Source organism: Gilliamella sp. LMG 34361, assembly GCF_984569075.1.
In genome coordinates, this window is record NZ_OZ474903.1 from 1,851,071 (window position 1) to 1,873,700 (window position 22,630).

The following is a 22,630-nucleotide window of genomic DNA, read 5'->3' on the forward strand; positions in this document are numbered from 1 at the left end:
TGGGGGCATGACCCCACTTATTCATATTCCATTACATTATCTATTTATATAATCAATCATCACACAGATTTGATCCTGTTTTTTAATATACCCAGATCACTTGGTGTTATTGATCCTAAATATTCAGTTATATAAATACCTATCAACGTTTTTGTTAGCACCTGTATTTGGTAGATGTTCATTAACAAACCACTCCCGTTCGTCGTCACGCAATACGTCTATAGCCCACCCAATTTATATCGATTGGTAACCCGTCTACAGTTATGACTAAATCATTCCACATAGTGCGATCTTGATGATCTTCGATTTTATATCTGAGAGCTCTTGTAGATTCTCTTTTATCATTTCCAATCGTTTGGCTTGAGTCTCTTTTCCTGCTTTTTTACGTTGTTCAGTTATATTTGATATAAACCGCCACGAGTCATTATCTATAAACCATACATATCCTCGCCCCCTGAGAGCGCGTTAATCTTCGTTTATCAACTTTATAACCTAAGCCTTGCAAAACAGCATTAAAAACTGTATCAGCGCGTTTTGGTTTGTTTTTGGTACCAGCATATCCACCAAATCGGTTTACATTATTAAACATTTGTATACGGCCAGATCTAACTAAATTATCCATTACTATTTGCATTGATTCGGCCGTCACTTCGCCTTGACCTGTTTCTAAATCAATTCCACAATCGTTGAAATATTGCTGCAGTAATTTTCGATGTAATGATGCGTATGTTCTCGATGTGACATCTACTGCAGGTCAATAGCTAACAATCACAATATCGACCACGGGGTGGTGTGCTTTTTTGAACCTCTCGTCAGCGTCGTTCTGTGATAGTGCGTTTACTATCATATAATCAGATATACCATTTAATTTATATTTATATAAATTACCGCTGGGGCTTTTTATATCGTCTTTGGCTAGATGCTTTAAGTCATAACCATCAGTATCAAATATATGATTTTGATAATTATCAATGATACGTCGTTCTATCGATTGTGCGTCCATATCAGTAAAACTTACATCATCTAAACGATTTAATTCATCATATGCTGTCATAATAAAACTCCGTTTTTAATCTCAAGTTTCACAACCGGTAACAATGTTCCATTCATTAAATCGTTTTTATCTGTTGTAAAATTAATTTCTAGCACGTTTACTCGTGGCTTATAACGTTCTATCTCATTAGTAATTTCCTCACGATATTTAAATGCAGCCTGCAGTTGCGGCATGTCGATTAAATCAGGATTTAAACCAAAATCGCGATCAAAATATAGTGAACCCTTAATTATTGATAGAATCATTCGGTCGTTTTGAATAATTTCATTAACTTCTATTGAACCAATAGTAATACCTAGTGCTTTTTGTTCGCTTGAAATAATAAAACTATCCATCATTATCTTCTGATTCTATGCCATCTGGTGTATGTGATGGCGTCATTATTCGGTCTTTTGATGCAGGTGGTGATTATGGTAATCGCCCAGGGTCTCCTTTTCCAGTCTCACCACGCATAGCTTCATCTTCTCGTTGTACAGTTTTGGCATTATTTGGAAATGAATCAATGTATTCAATTAACGTCACGGATAAATCAACAAATTAAAAATAACACTACCAAATGAACCGATGCCGAATCAAATGCCAAGACTATTAAATTAGAAACGTCATATATTAGACCCCGACACCCACCTTTGGCTGTATTTGCACTAGTACTAATATCACTAATTGATGATATTTTCCCCATGATTTTCATGTTTTGTGATGAAATTTCAGCAACAACTGTGCCACCTGCAATAATAGTTACATCACAGATTAAATCAATTTTAAGACATTTGATCATTGCATTTTTTGCAGCTTCAACATAAGCCCGTTGATGTCTTTTTTTACATCAACGGGCCCTTTTACGTCCTCTTTTAACGTGCTAGTTGATTTGCATAGTCAAGAATAGTGCAGTCTTCGAATGCACAATGCATAACTTGATCCAGTGAACCAATGAAGGTTAGATTTATTTGCGTTGTTAACTAAAATTCGCAAATCATATGACACATATTATCTATATCTGAAAATTGAACTCGGGCAGTATTGTCTTTATAACTGAAACAATCTCACCGCCATCTAGATACAAACCATGAGTGATTAACTTCTCCAACTACCCTGGGGTCAATTTTGATACCGCCGCCACTCTTCGAATCGTTTTTACCCATTACGCCTGACCTACCGTCTGGCGTGTATTGATATGTAACCAATTTCTCCGATTTGCTACCCAAAAATTTTACCTGACACGCAGCATAAATATCTGCGCTCGATACGCGAAACGAATGATTAATAAATTCGTCTTCATTTTTTGGTATAGTATCAGTTAAACTTCTTGCGCATCATATAGTCGCTCTTGATAGACAATAATTTTATTGTGAGATAGATGAACATTGACGCCAATGTATTCGGCAATTTTGATTAAAAATTCGTGGTCAGATTCATTTTTTGGTCAAATCTATCGATAACTGGATCATAATCACTATCAAAAAAAACATCAAATCCGTGACGTTCTGCCATTTTATTAACTAGTTTTGGTTGATTCAAATTTTCCGTGATAATTTGTGCGGTTAATGTCGCTCCTCGCTCTGGAAACCATTCATTTAACCAAATCCTCGTCGTATTTTCGACGGTAATATTTAAATCATCTGACTCACCATTTCTCGCACGTTCAGTAAATGAAAATGACTCAATATAGTTAGATATATCAGCAGTAATATCTTTGTCATTATATGTTAAAACTAATCCAGTTCGTCATGAGTCACTAGATAAAAAATTTAATGCAGTATTTAACATATCTTTTAAATCAATCATCCCATGGCGCCCTTATTGCATTCGTTTTTACCTTTGGTATTTCGGGTGTAACTAGCTAGATACCAGCTTTAAAAACGAGTGTATTAGCATGTATAGGATTAGCAGCAATCAATATATGCATCAATTTTTCACTACGTTAGATATCATGCCATGTATCACCTTGCACTGTCGTGTACAGCCATTTCATTAGATATGCATTAAATACGTTTTATTAAATTCAGCAGGTCCAACATTGATTTTTGATAAATAATATTGGCATAGTTACTAAATATAGTAATTTTAAAATTTAAAATATATTTTCTTTTTATTATAAGAAAAAAGAAATGGTCAATTTTTGTTTTATCGCAAAATATGGTAACCTTATCGCCTCAAATCAATAGCATTATTATTTAGGATATTATGCATAGTATTTACAAGACATTACGCTCCAATAGTTATTCTGTTCCATGTCAATTATGCAGTATCGGCGGACTCTGTATTCCGATGTTACTCAACAATACATTAGGTAGTGTTTTAGAACGCAAAAGATCTTATCCAAAAGACGAAATAATAATTAAAGCAAAAACACCTTTTAAAAAATTCTTTATTGTTCACTCTGGTGCACTTAAAACATTTGTAACTACCCCTGAAAATAATGAACAAATAAATGGTTTTTATTTACCTGGAGATATTGTTGGTTTAGATGCAATTTCAACAAAAGTTTATAATAATAATATCCAAGCATTGAGTAACACATTAATATGTGAACTTTATTATGATGAATTAATGACGTTAATTGATACTAATAAAGATGTTAGAGATTTAGTTTTTAAATTATTAAGTGCTGATATTTATAATTATCAAAAACTCGTTCTTTGTTATTCTCAAAAAAAATCCGACGAACGTCTTGCCACCTTTATTTATTCTCTTTACCTTCGATATCAACAAAGAGGGCATTCTTCCTTAAATATAAAACTAGCAATGAGCCGAGCCGAAATAGCTAATTATTTAGGATTAACAATTGAAACCGTCAGCCGTAATTTGTCAAAATTGCAAGAGCAAAATATTTTAGTAGCTAAAGGTAAATATATATATATTAATAATTTAGAAGCTTTAATAGATTTAGGAAATTAAATTTATTTGTGCTAAAATAACTAAAAATTTATTATAAGGTTTTTTTTATGACAAGTTTAAAGAAAACAATTATCGCTACAACTGTTGCGTTTATCCCCTTTTGTTCTTTTGCTGCTCAGCAATTAACTGAAGAACAAGCAAACAGCATGCAATCTTTCAAAAGTATCACAATTCGTGGTGCTTTTTATACCGATAGCGATTACCTTATGGCTATGTCTAAAGCTGCTGATAATGAAGGTGCGGCTTCTTTCTATATTACTACTACCAATATTAGTCCATCTAATGATACTTTACGAATTGTTTATGCTAAATTGTATAAATCAGATGCACCTAAAGCTGTAGAACAAGCCGAAAGTTTACGTAAGTTTGAAGGGGTTTATGAGTATCCAAAATCAAAAGCTATTCGTTTAGAACCATTTAATATTGTTCGTATTCGTGGTTACTTCCCAACCGATTATGACATCAATCAAGCAATTGCTAAAGAAGCTTCAGCTAAAGGGGCTTATGGGTTCTATATTGATTCACGTTCAGAAATAGGTAGTAATTTACAAATTGCAGCTTATTTATTCAAAAAAGATGCACCAGAACGAAAATTACAACCTGAAGATGCTATACCTTATGATTCTGAAGCGGGTCAATTAGCTTTAGCTAAAGGTGGCGATGCGGCAATGCAGGTTGAGAAACCGGGTTATTATTCTCCTTCAGCATTTAATGAAAAATATTATGCCGATAAGTTTAATAATAAAGTTATAGATAAAACGGCTACAACTTCCACGACTACTACTGCAGGTAAAGTTGCAACATCATCAAATACTGAAACAACAAGTACTGTTGCTACAGAACCTCAAAGAGTAACTCGTTACACCGTAACATTACCTGACGGTAGAAAAATACAAGAACTCAATGATGCTACAGCAGCTAAAATGGTTGCGTTTGATACATTAAAATTCAGAGGCTATTATGTCACTGATCAAGAAATTTCTTATCAAGCAGGTAAACGTGCGATTGAAGCTGGCGCAAAATATTATCATATTGCTCGTGTAGCACATGATACTAAAGGCCCAAATATTACGGTATTTGTTGATCTTTATCGATAATCAAAAATGGGCGCCTAAGCGCCCTTCTTTTTATTCTCATAACTTATCAGATTATAGATTCTAAAATTATAACTCTGTCGATTTAGTCTCTATTTGTTGTCTTATGCGTTTTGCTGAAATTGGATAAGGTGTTCCTAATTGTTGTGCAAAAAGATTAACTCTTAGTTCTTCAATCATCCATTTAATGTTAATCACTTTGCTTAATGATTTTTGATTTTCTGGCAAACTATTTAGCCAAGTTTGATATTCATTCTTAACTTCTTCTATTATATTCATTGCTTGTCTATCTTTAGCCATATTCGAACCAAGCTTCTCTAAGCGTTTTTCAATCGCAGATAAATAGCGATAAATATCAGGAAGTTTATCATAACCGGTTTGTGCAACAAACCCTTTATAGACTAATTCACTGACTTGCAGTTTTATATCAGATAAAGCAAAAGCAAGGGATAGATCTACTCGACCTTTTAATTTTTTATTAATATTAAAGTGTAACGTTAATATTGATTCTACTTGTTTAGCAATATCAACAACAGTTTCATTGATATGGCTTTTAGTGTAAGTTAGAAGTTGTTGATATTGTTGTTGATTATCAATAATTTGGTTGTTTTTTTCTATTAAATGATCAACGCCACAAGCAATGCAATCATCAATAAGATTGAGTACTGTTCCAAACGAATTGAAATATAAACCTAGCTTAGATTTGTTTGGCAGTTTCTCATGTAAATATTTTATCGGTGATGGAATATTGAGGATTAATAATCGGCGAATACCTAACTTACTTAATCGCTTTTGTTCTTCCAAAGAATCAACAAGTTTAATACTAACTGAATGTTGATTATCAATAATCGCTGGATAAGCTTTAATTGTGTAATTGTTTTGTTTTTCTTCATAGATTGCTGGTAAAGAACCAAAATCCCAATCAGTAATATTATTCTTTTCTATTTTAATCGATTTTTTTAGTGTTAAGGATGATAAAGCTTGTTGAACTTCTGTTTTAAGTTGTTCTTGAAGTTTAACTAAATCTTTGCCGAAAGCAATTTCACGATTATGATCAACAATACTGAAATTCATCTTTAAGTAACTAGGTACTTGATCAAGTTGCCAATCTGTTGGCTCAATCCTAATACCGGTCATTTTTCTAAATTCATTTTGCAACGTTTCAAGTAACGATGATGTTGTTGAATTGACTCTACTCAAAAAAGCTTCAGCATAGTTAGGTGCGGGTACCAAACTTTTACGTAATGATTTAGGTAATGACTTGATTAATGAGATAATTAAATCATAGCGAAAACCAGGAACTTGCCAATCAAAACCACTATTTTTTATCTGATTAAGGATATTTAGTGGAATAGTGATTGTGACGCCGTCACGTTCATTACCAAGGTCAAACTGATAACTTAAAGGTAGCTTTAAGTTGTCTTGATACCAAAAATCTGGATAATCATTCACTTTCACCGGTTGTGCTGACTGTTTGATCAACATATTTTTTTCAACATTAAGAAATTCTGGATCAACTTTTTGTTTTGTTTTCCACCATGTATCAAAATGCTTTGCAGAAATTACTGATTTATCAATTCGTTGGTCATAAAAATTATATAGGTCATCATCATCAATCAAAATATCTTGACGTCGAGACTTATGTTCAAGATCCTCAACTTCATTGATTAATTTTTGATTTTGCTTATAAAAACTGTGGTTAGTTTGCCAATCACCTTCCACTAACGCATGGCGAATAAATAAAGAACGACTTAATATTGGATCAATTTTACTGTAATTAACTGTGCGACTAGCAACAATAGGTAATCCATATAAAGTGACTTTTTCATTAGCAATGGTTGTTCCTTGTTTTTTAGACCATCTCGGTTCACTGTAACTGTATTTAACTAAATGTTTAGCTATTGACTCGATCCACTCAGCTTCAATTTTGGCAGCCGTTCTGCCCCATAATCGACTGGTTTCAACCAATTCACTAGCTATACACCATTTCGGTTGATTTTTAAAAATCGCGGAATTAGGGAAAATTGCAAATTTGATATTACGAGCACCAATATATTCATGTTTTTCGATTTCTTTCATCCCAACATGCGATAATAAACCACTTAATAGTGCAATGTGTAATGAACGATAATCCGCTAATTGACTATTAATCGGAAATGCTAGTTGTTTAACAGTTTGCCTAATTTGCGTATAAACATCTTGCCATTCGCGAATACGCAGATAATTGAGGTATTCTTTTTGACATAAACGTCTAAATTGGTTACCCGATAATTCTGTTTGTTGGTTAGCAATATAATTCCATAAATTAATGAGAGAAATAAAGTCTGATTCTTTATCGGCAAATCGTCGATGTTTTTCATCAGAAGCTTGCTGTTTATCAAATGGACGCTCTCTAGGATCTTGTATTGATAGTGCTGCAGTAATAATCATCACTTCTTTTATACAACCTAATTGTCTTGCTTCAACTAACATTCTCGCTAAACGGGGATCTATAGGTAATTGAGATAAAATTCGACCTATATCAGTTAAGTGATAATGATGATGTTTAGTGTAAATGGCTCCGAGTTCTTCTAATAACCGTATACCATCACGAATATACCTAGAATCAGGTGATTCCACAAACGGAAAAGCAGCAATATCACCTAATCCTAATGATGTCATTTGTAATATAACTGAAGCTAAATTTGTTCGTAATATTTCTGGTTCAGTAAATTCAGGTCTTGATAAAAAATCTTGCTCATCATAAAGTCGAATACAAATACCATCTGATGTTCTACCACAACGCCCTTTTCTTTGATTTGCCGATGCTTGAGAAATTGGTTCAATTGGTAATCGTTGTACTTTAGTACGATAGCTATAACGACTAATTCTGGCTAAGCCGGGGTCAATAACATATTTAATGCCTGGAACAGTTAACGACGTTTCAGCAACATTAGTTGCTAATACAATCCTTCGTCCATTATGTGATTGAAAAATGCGATTTTGTTCTGAAGCCGATAGTCTTGCGTACAGAGGTAGAATTTCAGTATGTTTCAATTCTAATTTTCTTAATGTATCGGCAAGATCACGTATTTCACGTTCTCCGGTTAGAAAAATGAGTATATCACCAGTACTTTCCAATGAAAGCTCATCGATAGCATTAATGATTGGTTGAAAATCATTGTTTTTATCACTTTCAGAATCCTCACTAAAAATCACTGGCCGATACCTAACTTCAACCGGATAGGTTCTACCTGATACTTCAATTATCGGAGCATGATTAAAATGATTAGAGAAACGTTCAACATCTATTGTTGCCGAAGTGATAATAACTTTTAAATCAGGACGTTTAGGTAATAGTTGTTTTAAATAACCTAAAATAAAATCAATATTTAAACTACGTTCATGAGCTTCATCTATAATGATAGTATCATATTGCAGCAATAGCTTATCTTGTTGAATTTCTGTTAATAAAATGCCATCAGTCATCAATTTAACCAATGTACTATCACTAACATGATCTGAAAATCTAACTTTGTAGCCGACTAATTGCCCTATTTCCGTTTTCAATTCTTCAGCAATACGGTTGGCTACCGAACGAGCGGCTAATCTTCTAGGTTGAGTATGACCAATATAGCCTTTAACACCTAGCCCTAATTCTAGACATATTTTGGGAATTTGTGTCGTCTTACCTGAGCCGGTTTCGCCAGCAATTATGACCACTTTATGATGTTTAATTGCTTCATAAATAGCCTGTTTTTTTTCAACTACAGGTAAATTACTAGGAAAATCAATATGATCAGGTAAAGATTGTAATCGAACATTATAATGTTCAACAGCTAAATCAATTGCTGATTCAATTTCAGCAATATTTTGTTTTTTATTAATAAGCTTTCTTATTTTCAGTTGATCTAAGAAAGTCATTGACGACAATTTGTTTAATTGTTGAGATACCATAAGGCGTTGAGTATATTATTCACAATTATTATTGTTATAAATTATAGCAAATATTCCTTATTTATAGGAGATTAAATGAAGAAATCACTATTACTATTATTATCTGCTTCGCTAATATTTAACTCAACTGGATGCGCTTTTTCACATAGCATCAATGAACAGGATCTTATGCATCACCATTATATCCTGATGGAAAATAATGGTTTGAGTTTACCTATTTTCAAAAATGTTGATTTAGAATTTGGCGAAAATATGATTATGATTGGAAAAATATGTAGTGAATTTTCAGCTCAAGTTAAACTTGAAAATAATATGATCAAAGGCCAGATAATTAATATGACCAACAATAAATGTCAGAACAAACAATTAGATTTACTCGATAATGTGATTAAAAAACTGATTATTGATGGGGCAAATATTCAATTAATTGACACTAAATTAGTACTAAAAAATAACCAAGACACACTTATCTTTCAATTAAAGGATTATATGTAACTAAAAAACCCCTTTCCTCAAAATTTTTATAAAATCTATCGTTATTATCCAATTTGTTATCTTATACTAATTGTATAAACTTAAAACAGATTTAGTGATAAAAAACTTTATTTAAAATAGAGTTAAGTCTATAATGAAGCCAGTTTTTTGAGGATCTAAATTTTAATGAAAATAGTCAATTTTTCAGACACTGAAATAAAATTAAGTAACTATTTTTCAGTTGCTAGATCCTTCTTATATCCCTTTCAATCCAATGTAAATACTTTGCATTTAGACATATACCCAGTTATATATGAAATTTAAACATTAACCTTAACAAGTAGTGATAATATTATGAAAAAGACAAAAATTGTTTGTACCATAGGACCAAAATCAGAATCAAAAGAGATGTTAACCAAGTTATTAAATGCTGGCATGAATGTAATGCGTTTAAACTTCTCTCATGGTGATTATGAAGAACATGGTAATCGAATCAAAAATTTACGTGAAGTAATGCAAGAAACTGGCTTAAAAGCGGCAATTATGTTGGATACTAAAGGTCCAGAAATCCGAACTATTAAGCTAGAAGGTGGTAATGATGTATCCCTTGTTGCTGGTCAAACATTTACTTTTACTACTGATGAGAACGTAGTTGGTAATTCAGAACGTGTTGCAGTTACTTATAAAGGTTTTGCTCAAGATCTTAAACCTGGCAATCGTGTTTTAGTTGATGATGGTTTAATCGCTATGGACGTTGTTGAAATCAAAGGTAACGAAGTTGTCTGTAAAGTACTAAATAATGGTGATTTAGGTGAAAACAAAGGTATTAACTTACCTGGCGTTTCAATTAAATTACCTGCACTTGCTGAAAAAGATAAAAATGATTTAATTTTTGGTTGCGAGCAAGGTGTTGACTTTATTGCAGCATCATTTATCCGTAAACGTTATGACGTAGAAGATATCCGTGCTCATCTTAAAGCTCACGGCGGTGAAGAAATTAAAATCATCTCTAAAATCGAAAACCAAGAAGGTTTAGATAATTTTGATGAAATTTTAGAAGCATCTGACGGTATCATGGTTGCTCGTGGTGACTTAGGTGTAGAAATCGCGGTTGAAGAAGTTATTTTTGCTCAAAAAATGATGATCAAAAAATGTAACAAAGCATCAAAACCAGTTATTACTGCAACGCAAATGTTAGATTCAATGATCAAAAATCCACGCCCTACTCGTGCTGAAGCGGGTGACGTTGCTAATGCTATCATTGATGGTACAGATGCAGTTATGTTATCAGGTGAAAGTGCTAAAGGTAAATATCCATTTGAAGCAGTAAATGTGATGGCTACTATCTGTAAACGTACTGATGGTACTATTCCAGCTAAACTTGAGTTAACAACCAAAGAAGAAACATTACGTATTACTGCAGCAGTTTGTTGTGGTGCAGTTGAAATTGCTGAACGTTTAAATGTGCCATTAATTGTTGTTGCTACTCGTAGTGGTAAATCTGCTCGTGAACTTCGTCATTACTTCCCGACAGCTCGTATTTTAGCATTATCTTCAAGTCAAAAAACAGTTAATCAATTAGCATTATCTAAAGGTGTTGAACCAATTTTAATTGATGCGATTAACTCAACTGACGATTTCTACCGTTTAGGTAAAGAAATGGCAGTAAAAATTTGTAATGTTAAACAAGGTGATACGATTGTTATGGTATCAGGTGCATTGGTTCCAAGTGGTACTACTAATACAACTTCGGTACACCGTATCTAATCATTTTAAAATTGTTTAAATGAATAATAAAAAGCTAGCGATGTGCTAGCTTTTTTTTTAACATGCGTTATGCTGTTAGATATTCAATTTGTGGACTGGACCAAATAAGACATGATTATAGAAAAAGTATATTTACCCAAAGAACTCAGTTGGTTATCCTTTAATCAACGTGTACTACAAGAGGCGGCTGATGAAAGTAATCCTCTTATAGAACGAATCCGTTTTTTAGGTATTTACTCCAGTAATCTAGACGAATTTTATAAAGTTCAATTTGCAAACTTAAAAAAATATGTTCTTATTGAGCAAGAACAATCTCAATCCACCTCAAATGCGAAACATTTATTAAGACAAGTTAACCAAAAAGTTATTCAACTTGAATTACAATTTGATCAGCTCTATAACGAACTATTATTAGAAATGGCTAGAAACCAGATTTTTCTAATAAATGAAAGGCAACTTACTAGTTATCAAGAAAATTGGATAAAAAATTACTATAAGCAAAATCTAAGACAATATATCACCCCTATTCTTCTTGATAGCCATACTGAATTGATCCAATTTCTCAAAGATGATCATGCTTATTTGGCAGTGGAAATTATTTGTAAAGACAATATTAGTTATGCCTTATTGGAGCTGCCTACCGACAATGCTCCTCGTTTTGTTTTATTACCATCGGAAGTTTCAACCAAAAACAAATCAATTATCTTTTTAGATAATATTTTACGTTACTGTTTAGACGATATTTTTAAAGTCTTTTTTGATGCTGTTGAATTAAATGCTTATTCAATCAATATTAATCGTGATGCGGAATATGAATTAAATAGTGAACTAGATAGTTTACTAGAATTAATGTCACAAGGATTAAAACAACGTTTAACCGCACAACCGGTACGCTTTACCTATCAAAAAGATATGCCTAAAGCATTATTTGAATTATTGATTAATAAGTTAAAATTAACAGAACAAGATGCAATGCCAGGCGGACGTTATCCTAATTTTAAAGATTTAGTTAACTTTCCTGATTTAGGCGTTAAAAATTTACTTAATAAACGTTTACCTAGCCTTGCTTATAATCGATTCAAAAAATTTAGGAATGCCTTTGCGACAATTAAGGATCGAGATGTATTGCTCTACTATCCTTATTATTCATTTGGTCATGTACTTGAGATCATGCGTCAAGCCTCTTTCGATCCAGCTGTGACCCATATTCGCATGAATATTTATCGGGTGGCGAAAGATTCCCGATTTATACACGCAGCAATTAATGCCGCCAATAATGGTAAAAAAGTTACTGTCGTGGTTGAACTACAGGCTCGTTTTGATGAAGAGGCAAATATAAAATGGGCTAAAAGATTAATTCGTAGTGGTATTAAAGTTATCTATTCACAACCAAAACTCAAGATCCATGCTAAATTGTTTTTAATTGATCGACGAGAAGAAGATAGAATTGTCCGCTATGCACATATCGGCTCAGGTAACTTTAATGAAAAAACAGCACGAGTCTACACTGATTTTTCACTATTAACTTCTGATCCAGCCATTACCGATGAAGTTATTAAAGTATTTAATTTCATTGAAAATCCATTTAAACCTGTTTCATTTAATCACTTACTGGTATCGCCACAAAATACTCGTCAACGTTTTTATGAGTTTATTGAACGTGAAATTAATAATGCCAAAGCAGGGAAACCTTCTGGTATTTATTTAAAATTGAATGCGATCACCGATAAAGAGATGATTGACCAACTTTATCGAGCTTCATGTGCAGGTGTAAATATTAGAATGATTGTTAGGGGGACTTGTGTGTTAGTTCCTCAAATCCCTAATTTAAGTGAAAACATCTATGTAACGAGTATTGTCGATCAATATTTAGAGCACGCTCGGGTATATATTTTTGAAAACGATGGTAAAAAAGACACTTATATTTCATCAGCAGACTGGATGCCTCGTAACTTAGATAATCGAATTGAAGTAGGTGTTAAAATTTTTGATCCAGTTTTAAAATCTACTATACATGATATCTTTAACTTGCAATGCAATGATAATGTCAAAGCTAGGATCATCGACAAAGATAATATGAACAATTATGTACAACGAGGCAATAAGAAAAAAATAAGAGCACAACATGCCATTTATGACTATTTAAAACACATGGAATCATCGGTATAAGGGTTTTAACGTGAATAAATTTAATGAATATGCTGTCGTCGATTTAGGCTCTAATAGTTTTCATATGATTATAGCTCGTAATGTAGATGGAGCTAGGCAAATTATATATAAACATAAAAAGAATATTCATCTTGCTACTGGATTAAATGAATATAATGAATTAAGTGAATCAAGTATTAATCGTGGCATTGAATGTCTAGCGTTATTTGCTGAACGATTAAATGGTTTTCCAGCCGAAAATGTAAGAATTGTCGCTACTTATACTTTACGAATTGCAAAAAATAGACTTAAATTTTTAAACGAAGCAGCCAAAGTATTACCTTACCCTATTGAAATCATTTCTGGTCAAGAAGAAGCCAGACTTATTTATCTCGGTACAATGACAGCAGAGTCCACCAATGAAAACGATAGCAAATTCGTGGTTGATATTGGTGGTGGCTCTACTGAAATTGCCATTGGTAAAGGTAATAATCTAAAACCTATACTGGTAGCTAGCAGACCAATGGGATGCGTCACTTACACTAAACAGTTTTTTCCGCAAAAGAAAATTGATTATCAATCATTTCAACAAGCAAAATTAGCTGCCGAGCAACAAATTGAAAATTTAGTCAACCTAATAAAAAAACAAAATATTAGTGCTGCTTTCGGTACATCCGGTACCATTAAAAGCATTTATAAAATTTTACTCGATATTGGGGTTAGCGACGGAATTATTACCCCTAAACGTTTGGATGATTTAATCAGTTATGTATTAGAATTTAATTATTTTCATGAAATTGATTTTCCTTCTCTATCCGAGGAAAGAAAAAATGTTTTTGTCAGTGGATTAGCTATCTTCAGTGGTGTCTTTAATGCTTTAGGTTTAAAAGAACTACAGTTTAGCCCAAGTGCTTTACGTGAAGGTGTTCTTTACGAACTTATTGATGGACCTAATTACCGAGATATCAGACAAACAACAGCTGAATCGCTATCGCAGCACTATAATATTGATGAACGCCATGCTAAACAAATTGTGAAAACGGCAAAATACCTTTTTTCTCAATGGAAAGCGCAATCTTTAATGATCATACCACCAAGTGTTGAATCCATTTTATATTGGGCAGCACAATTGCATGAGGTGGGGTTAAAAATTAACTTTTCTTCGATCCATAAACACTCTAGTTATATTCTAAAAAATAGTAATTTACCGGGGTTTAATGAAGAACAACAGTTATTGTTATCTACTTTGGTTCGTTACCATCGAAAATCGATTAATATAGAAGAATTTCCTTATTTTAGCTTGTTTGAATTTAAGCATATTATTGCCATGTTACAAATTCTCAGATTATCGATACTCATAAACAATCAACGTAGTCCCGATCTAGATCTCAATGCTTTTAAGTTAATTTTGTCGCAAGAAAAATCTACCAAAATGACACTGGCGATAGATAAGCTGTTTGTTGAAAATAATAGGTTGATTCTATTAGATTTGGAACAAGAGAAAAAATATTGGAAAGCGGTAAATAACTGGAAATTATCGATTGACACTTTTTAAGCTTTTTAATTTATTAAGGTAAAAAACCGCCATTTGAAGTGACCCCATAAAGTTGGACACTTTTATTAAGCGGTTTTTATTTGTCGATAATAGTAAATTATAGATGTTTTAACCTAATCCAATAATTTTCCACCATAAAATACCAACGGTGAAAACAATAATTAGATTAACTACACTACAAATAAAGCCTACTTTCCACCAAGTTTTTACTGGTACAAATCCTTCAGCAAATAATAATGGATTTCGAGCATTTGCAAACTGAGTAAGAGAACCAAAATAATTGGTACAAATAACTAAAGCAAAAATAGCAATTAATTGCGGTACTCCTAAGGCAATAGCAACAGATAAAAATACTGGGAATAAAGCCGCAATATGTGCATTACCACTGGCAAAGAAATAGTGTAAATAAACATAAGCTACGCATAAAATAATGATAACAAAAATCCAACTGCTATCACCTAAATGGCCTTTTACTGCTGCACCAATGGTATCACCTAACCATTTAGTTACACCAAGTTTATTAACTTGACCAGCCATCATTAATAACGCAGCAAACCAGATTAATGTATCCCATGCCGCTTTTTCACCTTTGATATCATCCCAACTTAATACACCAGTTAAAATTAAAATAGTTAAACCAATAAATGCGGTTGTAGTTGAATCGATACCAATATTTTTACCAAAAATCCAAAGCGCTAATAATAAAACGACTGTAGAACCCATAATGATTTCTTTTAAGGTAATTGAACCCATTTTCTTAAGTTCTTCAGCAGCTAATTTTGGTGCTTCAGGTGTTTTTTTCAATTCTGGATTAGTTAAAAAATAAATAACTAAAGGAATAACAACAAATGACACTAAACAAGGAACAATTGCAGCAATAAACCATTGTCCCCAACCCAAAGTGATACCAAGTGATGAAGTCACTAATTTTGCCGCTAATAAATTACCAGTAAAAGCTGTTAAAAACATTGCCGAAGTAATGTCGTTAACGTGACTTATGGTTAGCATTAAAAAAGTACCAATACGATTTCTTGATTCATCTTTAGGATTTGAATTAAAGTTGATCGCTAATGCCTCAGCAATTGGATAGATTACCCCACCAGCTCGAGCCGTAGTACTTGGAATTGCCGGCGCTAAAGCAACATCGGTTACTGATAATCCATAAGCTAAACCTAAGGTATTTTTACCTAAAATTTTAACTAAAAAATAAGCAATACGTTTACTTAAACCAGTTTTAATAAACCCTCTAGCAATCATAAACGCGATAACAATCAACCAAATTAAACTACTGTTTAATTCACTTAATGATATTTTGACTGATTCGGCAGCGGTTGTCGCTCCTGATGGTCTAAGAACAGCAAATACCGTAATAGCTAATAAACCAATTGCGCCTATAGGCATGATTTCTGCAACAATACAGGCGATAGTTGCCACAAATATAATACTTGTTCGCCACCCTTCTACACTAATACCTTCTGGTGGAGATATAAAAAGCCATAATATTGCCGATATTCCTGCAATAATAATAAGAGGAAGCCATTTAACTGGCGGTTTTTTTACTGTACTCATAATATTTCCTTTTAAATTAAATATCAATTTAATCAAATTGATAATGAAATGATATAATTTGTAAAATCTTTATTTTATTCGCAATATCTAGCTTATTTGATATTCTTGGTCGAGCAGTTGAAAAGCAAAATTATCAGGATTGACTATCTTTATTGTTTTATCCTTCAATAAAAATATAGCAGATAAATTTTGCTGATTTTTCAATAATTGTTTAGTCTTTTCAGTACCAAATCCATATAAGATTGTTGAATAAATATCTCCCTCAAGGGATGTATTCGAAATAATGGTTATACTTTCTAATTCATTGTCTAAAGGATAACCCGTTTTAGAATCCAGAATGTGATGATAAACATGTTGATTTTCAATAAAGTAACGTTCGTAAATTCCTGATGTAACTACGGATTTATTTTTTACTTTAATAAGACCCACTAACTCATTTTCGATTGAGGAAAAGGGTTTTTTTAACCCAATATGCCAATAACCTTCTGCATCAATGGGTGAATCACCAGTAGTTAGCACATTACCACCTAAGTTTATTATGGCCTGATAAACATTGTGTTGTTGCAAAACAAGTTTAATCACATCGGCAATATAACCTTTGGCTATTGCCCCCAAATCAATCTCCATGTCTGCTTTTTTTAAAAATACCGAACAAAATTTAGGATTTAATTCAATATCATTAGGATCAATCAAAGATCTTTTTTCAACAATTTGCTTGGGATCGGGGACCTGATGCCCAGAAAAACCGATCTTCCAAAGTTTAACTAATGGGCCAATAGCAACATTAAAGCAACTATCTGGCATTAAACTGACTTTCCAAGCTTGCTCAATAAGCGAATAAACGGCATGACTAACTCTAACCGGATGTTTTCCTGCCGCATTATTGATTGACATAACTTCCGATACCGGTCTATTAACCGTTAATTTATTTTCAAGCTGATTAATGGTATTAAAAACATGTTGCACAACGGTTTCATTAGGTTCAAAAAGCATTAATGATACCGTTGTTCCCATCATAGCTTGAGTATATTCATAGCGTGAATGATGCATTCAAAAATTGCTATTCAGTTATTGATGAATATAATCTGTCGCTTGTTTTCCTGCTTGCATACCAAAAATGATAATATCGGCTACGGCATTACCTCCGATACGATTGGCGCCATGTACACCACCAACAACTTCACCAGCAGCAAATACCCCACTGATGACATTTTTCTCGGTATCAAGAACCTGAGTTTCAGTATTAATTGTTACCCCACCCATAGTATGATGAATACCTGGAGCAATTTTGATTGCATAAAAAGGAGCTTTATCAATTGGATGACGTAAACCAGTAGTTCGACCAAAATCTTCATCTTGTTTGTTATTAACAAAATGATTATATCGTTCAATGGTTTTATGTAAGGTATTCGCATCAATTGACAGTTTTTGCGCTAACTCATCGATTGAATTAGCTTGCACAGTTAGATCTTGCGATACATATTCCTCAACAGACTTATTTTCATCACGAATTTGTTGATCAAATAAAATATATGAATAATGTTCAGGCAACTTAATGATTTCGGCAGATACTTTGTCACGTGTATTTAATTCATTAACAAAACGTTCACCTTTTTGTGATACTAAAATAGCACCACCACCACGAATTGATTCAGAAATTAAGTAAGATGTAGTCTGCTCAACAGTCGGATGAATTTGAATTTCTTTCATATCCACTGTTCCGGCACCTAATTTTTCTAAAATCATAATACCAGAGCCAGTTGCACCTTTGTGATTGGTGGTGACAAATCCTTTAAGATCTGGACGATATTTTTCAACCATTTCATGATTAGCACTAAAACCGCCGGTAGCAATTATAACTGCTTTAGCTTTTATGGTTTGTATTGAACCGTCTTCTTCAGTCACCTTAACACCAACAACTTTATTATTTTCAGTAATAATTTCAGTTACATTACAATCAAGCATTACTTCAATACCACGTCGGTTAATGTTTTTAACTAAACCACTAATCAAAAAACCGCCGACTGCAGCACCACTCGCTGGACGATGAGTCCGATCAATACTCATGCCACCTGTAGTTGTAATACCGCTGAGTTCAATACCGTTATTATCTAACCAATCAATAGCATCAGGGGCATTCTCAACAAAATAGCGTAATAGTTCTGGATTATTTTTGTTTTTTCCGCCAATCATGGTTTCTTGATAAAACAGATCTTTACTATCAACAATACCTTTGAGTCTTTGGAATTTGGTTTCCGCAGCATTCATACCTGCTGAAGCTTTATTAGTATTACCGCCAATAACTGACATTTTTTCAATCACAACAACACTAGCACCTAGGTCATGGGCTTGAATCGCTGCAGCAAGACCGGCACCACCACTACCGACAACAACAACATCATAGGCTTTAGCATTTGGATCGCCACCTTCAGCAATAATCGCTTCTTTGTTTGATTGAGCCATTGCCTTAGTAACTGCTTTTTTGAAGGCTTCACTTTGTGATGTAGCTCCAGAAATCGCATCTACATGAGGGCTATTTGATTCAATAATGCGATGCTTAATTTCTGAAAAATTATTTAATACCTCATGATCAAAATTATTGGCATTAACTAATTGCATATCTTTGATGAAATCTTTACCAAGCTCAACATTAATCACAAATTCATAAGACTCATCATTAACTTTTTCTTGATAATTTCCTGGTTTAAACTTTTTAACATTCAAGTTCACATCACGAATTAAACTTTCGACAAGTGAAAAATGCCACAAAGGCTCTGGGATATTGAGTTCTTCTCGTTTGTCACTATTGATGAATAATTCTAATTTTTCACCTTTCATGATGCGATCAGTCCAATCTGGATATGCAATACACGCTCGGCCAACTGCGACAAAGTCAAATCCATTATCTAATGCGGCTCTAACATCACTTTCATTAACAACGTTGCCCACCCCAACAACAGGGATTTTAGCTAAAGTTTCTGAACGCATTGCTATATATTTATTAATTAATGGTGTTGGATCTTGAGTATCAACTATCGAAGGCCTTAAAATTGCCCCCATGGAAAAATGAATATAATCCAAGCCTTTCTCAGCAAGCTTTTCAAGTAAATACATTGAATCATCAAAACGAATTCCCGGCTCTTCTATTTCTTCTGGTGAGAAACGGTAACCAACAATAAAGTCTGAATTTGCATACTGTTTGACCATATTATAGGTAATATCTAGAACCGCTAATGGGAATCGAGCTCGATTGTCACGACTACCTCCCCATTTATCATTTCGTTGATTTGAATTTGGTGAATAAAATTGTTGAATCAAATAAGTATTAGCACCATGAATTTCCACGCCATCAAAACCAGCTTGAATAGCTCGACGTACTGCTTGACCAAACTTATCAACCATTTGATCAACTTCATCGGCAGTTAATTCTATCGGTGTAGCTGCTCCCGGTCTTGGTGCAGCAATAGCACTTGGACCAACTGGAGTTTGACCGCCAATAAGTTTAGGTTCAACCATTCTACCGCCATGATAAACTTGAATAATCGCTTTTGAACCTTTTTCTTTAATAGCTTGAGCTATTTTTGCCAGACCTTCAATTTTATCATCGCTATCAAGACCGATTGCACCAGGGAAAGCTAATCCTTTATTATCGACAAAACCACATTCAACAATAATTGAGCCTATTTCTCCAGCTCTTGCTCGATAATATTCAATTAAATCACTTGTAACCGAGCCTTCATAAAACCCTGAGCAAGTGGTCATAGGTGCCATCATAATGCGATTTTTTAATGCCACTCCATTGGGTAAGGTTACTGATTTGAAAATATCTTTTTTCATCTATTTATACCTAATATTTAATATTAAAATTAAAATTTTGGCGTGCATAATACCATCTCAAATTTCTCTTCTCCACTTACATAAGTTTCATTAGTCAAAAAATATCATTTTTTCGACAGGAAAATATCAAATGTTTTTAGTGGTTTAATTACAAAAATTACAAAATCAAATCAAATGACTACTCATTTCTTATCGAATTTGTTGGCTTATACAACTATTTTAGGTCAGACAGTCTAAAAAAAAACACTATAACTATTTCATTTACTTATATATTTTTATCAATATAGCACTTGAACTTTATTTATATTCAGCTAGAATGCTTAGCAATTTTAGAAAAGAGAATTTGATTATGATTGTGGTTCAAACACACAGACCAATAACAAAATTGAATTGTCTTTTTCTTTTAAATATTGATCCTCCTTTATGGAGGATTTTTTATGTCTACAACTTTAACTTTTCAAGTTTATACCAAATTTTAAATCAAAACCACATTAAGAATAGCCATAAACAGGAGATAGCATGAAACCTTTGATCCCTTTTTATAATCCAAGTATAAGTTATGAAGATAACTATGCTCAAGGCCCTTTTGGACTTTTTGCTGAATTAGATAAGGCTGAACAGGTCGCAACTAAACCAACAAAATTTTTAAATGTCGATGTTAACCTACCATTTGGTCAGCCAGCAGGTCCGTTACTAAATGCTAATTATATTAAAGCTGCTTTTGCTTATGGATTTGACTTATGTGTTTATAAAACGGTTAGAACCAAGTTTCACAAATGTCATCCATTACCGAATGTTTTATCTGTTCATCCTAATGGCAAGTTATCACCTAACTTAGACACAGTATTGGCTGATACAAATTATAATCAACCTTTATCAATTACCAACTCCTTCGGTGTACCATCTTGTGCACCTGATATTTGGCAACCGGATATGGCTGATGCGGTAAATGCAGCTGGCGCTGGACAATGTGTTATTGGTAGTTTCCAAGGAACCCAAGGTAATGGTGAGATAGAAAAAGATTATGCTTTAGCTGCTAAGTTAGTAAGAGAAACTAATGCACCAATATTAGAAGCTAATTTGAGTTGTCCAAACGAAGGTGCAAGTAAACTACTTTGTTTTGATGTCGATAAAGTAGAACGAATTGTGAATGAAATTAAGAATGCGGTACCAGATCGCCCTCTTATTTTAAAATTAGCTTATTTCCCTGATGATGAACGTATTATATCTCTATTAACTCGAGTCGGAAAAATCATTGACGGATTAAGTACTATTAATACCCTTTCAGCCAAACCGGTAGATGCAAGTGGACATCCGGCATTAGGCGAAAACCGTAAGGAAGGTGGTATATGTGGTGATGCAATCCGTTGGGCTGGTTTAGATATGGTTAGTCGACTTAATAAATATCGTAAACAAATGGATTTAAAATTTGCCATTATTGGTGTTGGTGGTGTTAGTAATAGTGAACATTATCATCAATTTATTCAAAATGGCGCTGATGCGGTAATGAGTGCTACAGGAGCAATGTGGAACCCATTATTAGCTATTGAGATTAAAAAAAGTCTTAAATAGTTATCAGTTAACTCACTTTATAACTGATTAATTGTTACAGGGTAACTTATTTGCCCTGTAATTTTATTCTTACCAAAAACTATATCATCACTTCTTGAGAAAATAATAACCGCCAAAAATAACATGTGCAAAGAAGACTATCGCTAAAATAATCCTAACATGCAAAGAATCAAATAAAATAAATGGAATTAATAAAATGATAAATACCATGGTTAACATTTTTACTAATCCTGTTTTTGAAATCTTTTTCTCAATAAGCATTTTTTGCACATAAGTTTGATAATAACGAGTTTGAGTAAAATAGTTATACAGGCGATCAGAACTATTTAACCATAGATATGCAGTAAGCAGATAAAAAGGTACTGTTGGCAAAAGAGGAACAAAAATGCCCACAGTTCCTAATACAAAGAAAACCCCACCTAGAAAAATAAATAGCGATTTTTTTAACATATCTAAATCAATTCGAATAACTTTAACTTATGCAAATAATTATTGAAGATAACATAAATAGAGAAAGTTACAACTTTAGGTTCTCGTCGTGATATCACCTATATTTAAAATTAAAATTGTAACAAAAAGAATATAACAAAATTAATTTATTGTTACGAAAATTATTCTGTATTTTTAACAATAAATTGTATTGAATTATAGTTAAGATTAATTAAGAAATATTATAAGTTTTATATAGATGGTTTTATGTGAGTGATTTTGAATTAAACTTAAATT

At 33.0% G+C, this 22,630-nt stretch carries 17 protein-coding genes; 8 read left to right on the forward strand and 9 right to left on the reverse strand.

Annotated features, from left to right (window positions below):
- Window positions 1–424: 424 nt before the first annotated feature.
- The 3 genes from AC5LXI_RS08875 to AC5LXI_RS08885 all read right to left on the reverse strand — a co-directional run bounded on the left by AC5LXI_RS08875 (window position 425) and on the right by AC5LXI_RS08885 (window position 1,389).
- On the reverse strand, window positions 425–634 hold the full coding sequence (locus AC5LXI_RS08875; RefSeq protein ID WP_493442001.1) for a hypothetical protein: 210 nt from the start codon (window positions 632–634) through the stop codon (window positions 425–427).
- Window positions 635–754: 120 nt separating this feature from the next.
- Window positions 755–1,054: a hypothetical protein gene (locus AC5LXI_RS08880; protein ID WP_493442000.1), complete on the reverse strand. Its 300-nt coding sequence runs from the start codon at window positions 1,052–1,054 to the stop codon at window positions 755–757.
- A complete protein-coding gene (locus tag AC5LXI_RS08885) occupies window positions 1,051–1,389 on the reverse strand; it encodes a GPW/gp25 family protein (protein WP_493442004.1) in 339 nt (112 codons plus the stop codon). Before AC5LXI_RS08885 ends, AC5LXI_RS08880 begins: the two co-directional genes overlap by 4 nt.
- Before the next feature lie 17 nt (window positions 1,390–1,406).
- On the opposite strand from AC5LXI_RS08885, the gene AC5LXI_RS08890 reads away from it, so the two are divergent.
- Window positions 1,407–1,595, forward strand: a complete 189-nt coding sequence (locus tag AC5LXI_RS08890) for a hypothetical protein (protein WP_493442005.1) — start codon at window positions 1,407–1,409, stop codon at window positions 1,593–1,595.
- On the opposite strand, the gene AC5LXI_RS08895 is transcribed toward AC5LXI_RS08890, so the two are convergent.
- Entirely contained in the window at window positions 1,584–1,832 is a 249-nt protein-coding gene (locus tag AC5LXI_RS08895) for a hypothetical protein (RefSeq protein WP_493442006.1), read from the reverse strand. The two genes, AC5LXI_RS08890 and AC5LXI_RS08895, sit on opposite strands and share 12 nt — an antisense overlap.
- A gap of 1,406 nt (window positions 1,833–3,238) precedes the next feature.
- Between AC5LXI_RS08895 and AC5LXI_RS08900 the strand changes: the two genes are divergently transcribed.
- Both AC5LXI_RS08900 and AC5LXI_RS08905 read left to right on the forward strand, forming a co-directional pair.
- Window positions 3,239–3,952, forward strand: a complete 714-nt coding sequence (locus AC5LXI_RS08900) for a helix-turn-helix domain-containing protein (protein WP_493442007.1) — start codon at window positions 3,239–3,241, stop codon at window positions 3,950–3,952.
- Window positions 3,953–3,999: 47 nt separating this feature from the next.
- Window positions 4,000–5,049, forward strand: coding sequence for a YdgH/BhsA/McbA-like domain containing protein (locus AC5LXI_RS08905; RefSeq protein WP_493442008.1), 1,050 nt, complete (start codon window positions 4,000–4,002; stop codon window positions 5,047–5,049).
- A 66-nt stretch (window positions 5,050–5,115) separates the two neighbouring features.
- On the opposite strand, the gene hrpA is transcribed toward AC5LXI_RS08905, so the two are convergent.
- On the reverse strand, window positions 5,116–8,982 hold the full coding sequence (gene hrpA, locus AC5LXI_RS08910; protein ID WP_493442009.1) for an ATP-dependent RNA helicase HrpA: 3,867 nt from the start codon (window positions 8,980–8,982) through the stop codon (window positions 5,116–5,118).
- 75 nt (window positions 8,983–9,057) lie between these two features.
- On the opposite strand from hrpA, the gene AC5LXI_RS08915 reads away from it, so the two are divergent.
- From AC5LXI_RS08915 to AC5LXI_RS08930, 4 genes are all read left to right on the forward strand, one after another.
- Window positions 9,058–9,477, forward strand: coding sequence for an META domain-containing protein (locus tag AC5LXI_RS08915; protein WP_493442010.1), 420 nt, complete (start codon window positions 9,058–9,060; stop codon window positions 9,475–9,477).
- Window positions 9,478–9,810: 333 nt separating this feature from the next.
- The gene (gene pykF, locus AC5LXI_RS08920) at window positions 9,811–11,223 is read left to right on the forward strand and encodes a pyruvate kinase PykF (RefSeq protein WP_493442011.1); all 1,413 of its coding nucleotides are present in this window, start codon (window positions 9,811–9,813) and stop codon (window positions 11,221–11,223) included.
- 111 nt (window positions 11,224–11,334) lie between these two features.
- The gene (gene ppk1 / locus AC5LXI_RS08925) at window positions 11,335–13,392 is read left to right on the forward strand and encodes a polyphosphate kinase 1 (protein WP_086361194.1); all 2,058 of its coding nucleotides are present in this window, start codon (window positions 11,335–11,337) and stop codon (window positions 13,390–13,392) included.
- A 10-nt stretch (window positions 13,393–13,402) separates the two neighbouring features.
- Window positions 13,403–14,926 (forward strand): Ppx/GppA phosphatase family protein, encoded by a 1,524-nt coding sequence (locus tag AC5LXI_RS08930; protein WP_493442012.1) that lies wholly within the window; start codon window positions 13,403–13,405, stop codon window positions 14,924–14,926.
- Between the two features lie 108 nt (window positions 14,927–15,034).
- Here the strand turns inward: AC5LXI_RS08930 and AC5LXI_RS08935 are convergent, their stop codons facing one another.
- From AC5LXI_RS08935 to AC5LXI_RS08945, 3 genes are all read right to left on the reverse strand, one after another.
- Entirely contained in the window at window positions 15,035–16,495 is a 1,461-nt protein-coding gene (locus AC5LXI_RS08935) for a DASS family sodium-coupled anion symporter (protein ID WP_065578745.1), read from the reverse strand.
- 87 nt (window positions 16,496–16,582) lie between these two features.
- Complete coding sequence (locus tag AC5LXI_RS08940; protein ID WP_493442013.1) at window positions 16,583–17,545, reverse strand: FAD:protein FMN transferase; 963 nt, start codon at window positions 17,543–17,545, stop codon at window positions 16,583–16,585.
- An 18-nt stretch (window positions 17,546–17,563) separates the two neighbouring features.
- Window positions 17,564–20,332, reverse strand: coding sequence for a flavocytochrome c (locus AC5LXI_RS08945; RefSeq protein ID WP_065651118.1), 2,769 nt, complete (start codon window positions 20,330–20,332; stop codon window positions 17,564–17,566).
- Between the two features lie 519 nt (window positions 20,333–20,851).
- Here AC5LXI_RS08945 and AC5LXI_RS08950 point away from each other — a divergent pair.
- Window positions 20,852–21,904 carry a beta/alpha barrel domain-containing protein gene (locus AC5LXI_RS08950; RefSeq protein WP_464319913.1) on the forward strand — a complete coding sequence of 351 codons (1,053 nt, stop codon included), beginning with the start codon at window positions 20,852–20,854 and terminating at the stop codon, window positions 21,902–21,904.
- A gap of 87 nt (window positions 21,905–21,991) precedes the next feature.
- Here AC5LXI_RS08950 and AC5LXI_RS08955 read toward each other — a convergent pair whose 3' ends face one another.
- On the reverse strand, window positions 21,992–22,354 hold the full coding sequence (locus AC5LXI_RS08955; RefSeq protein ID WP_086362033.1) for a YbaN family protein: 363 nt from the start codon (window positions 22,352–22,354) through the stop codon (window positions 21,992–21,994).
- Between the last annotated feature and the right edge of the window lie 276 nt (window positions 22,355–22,630).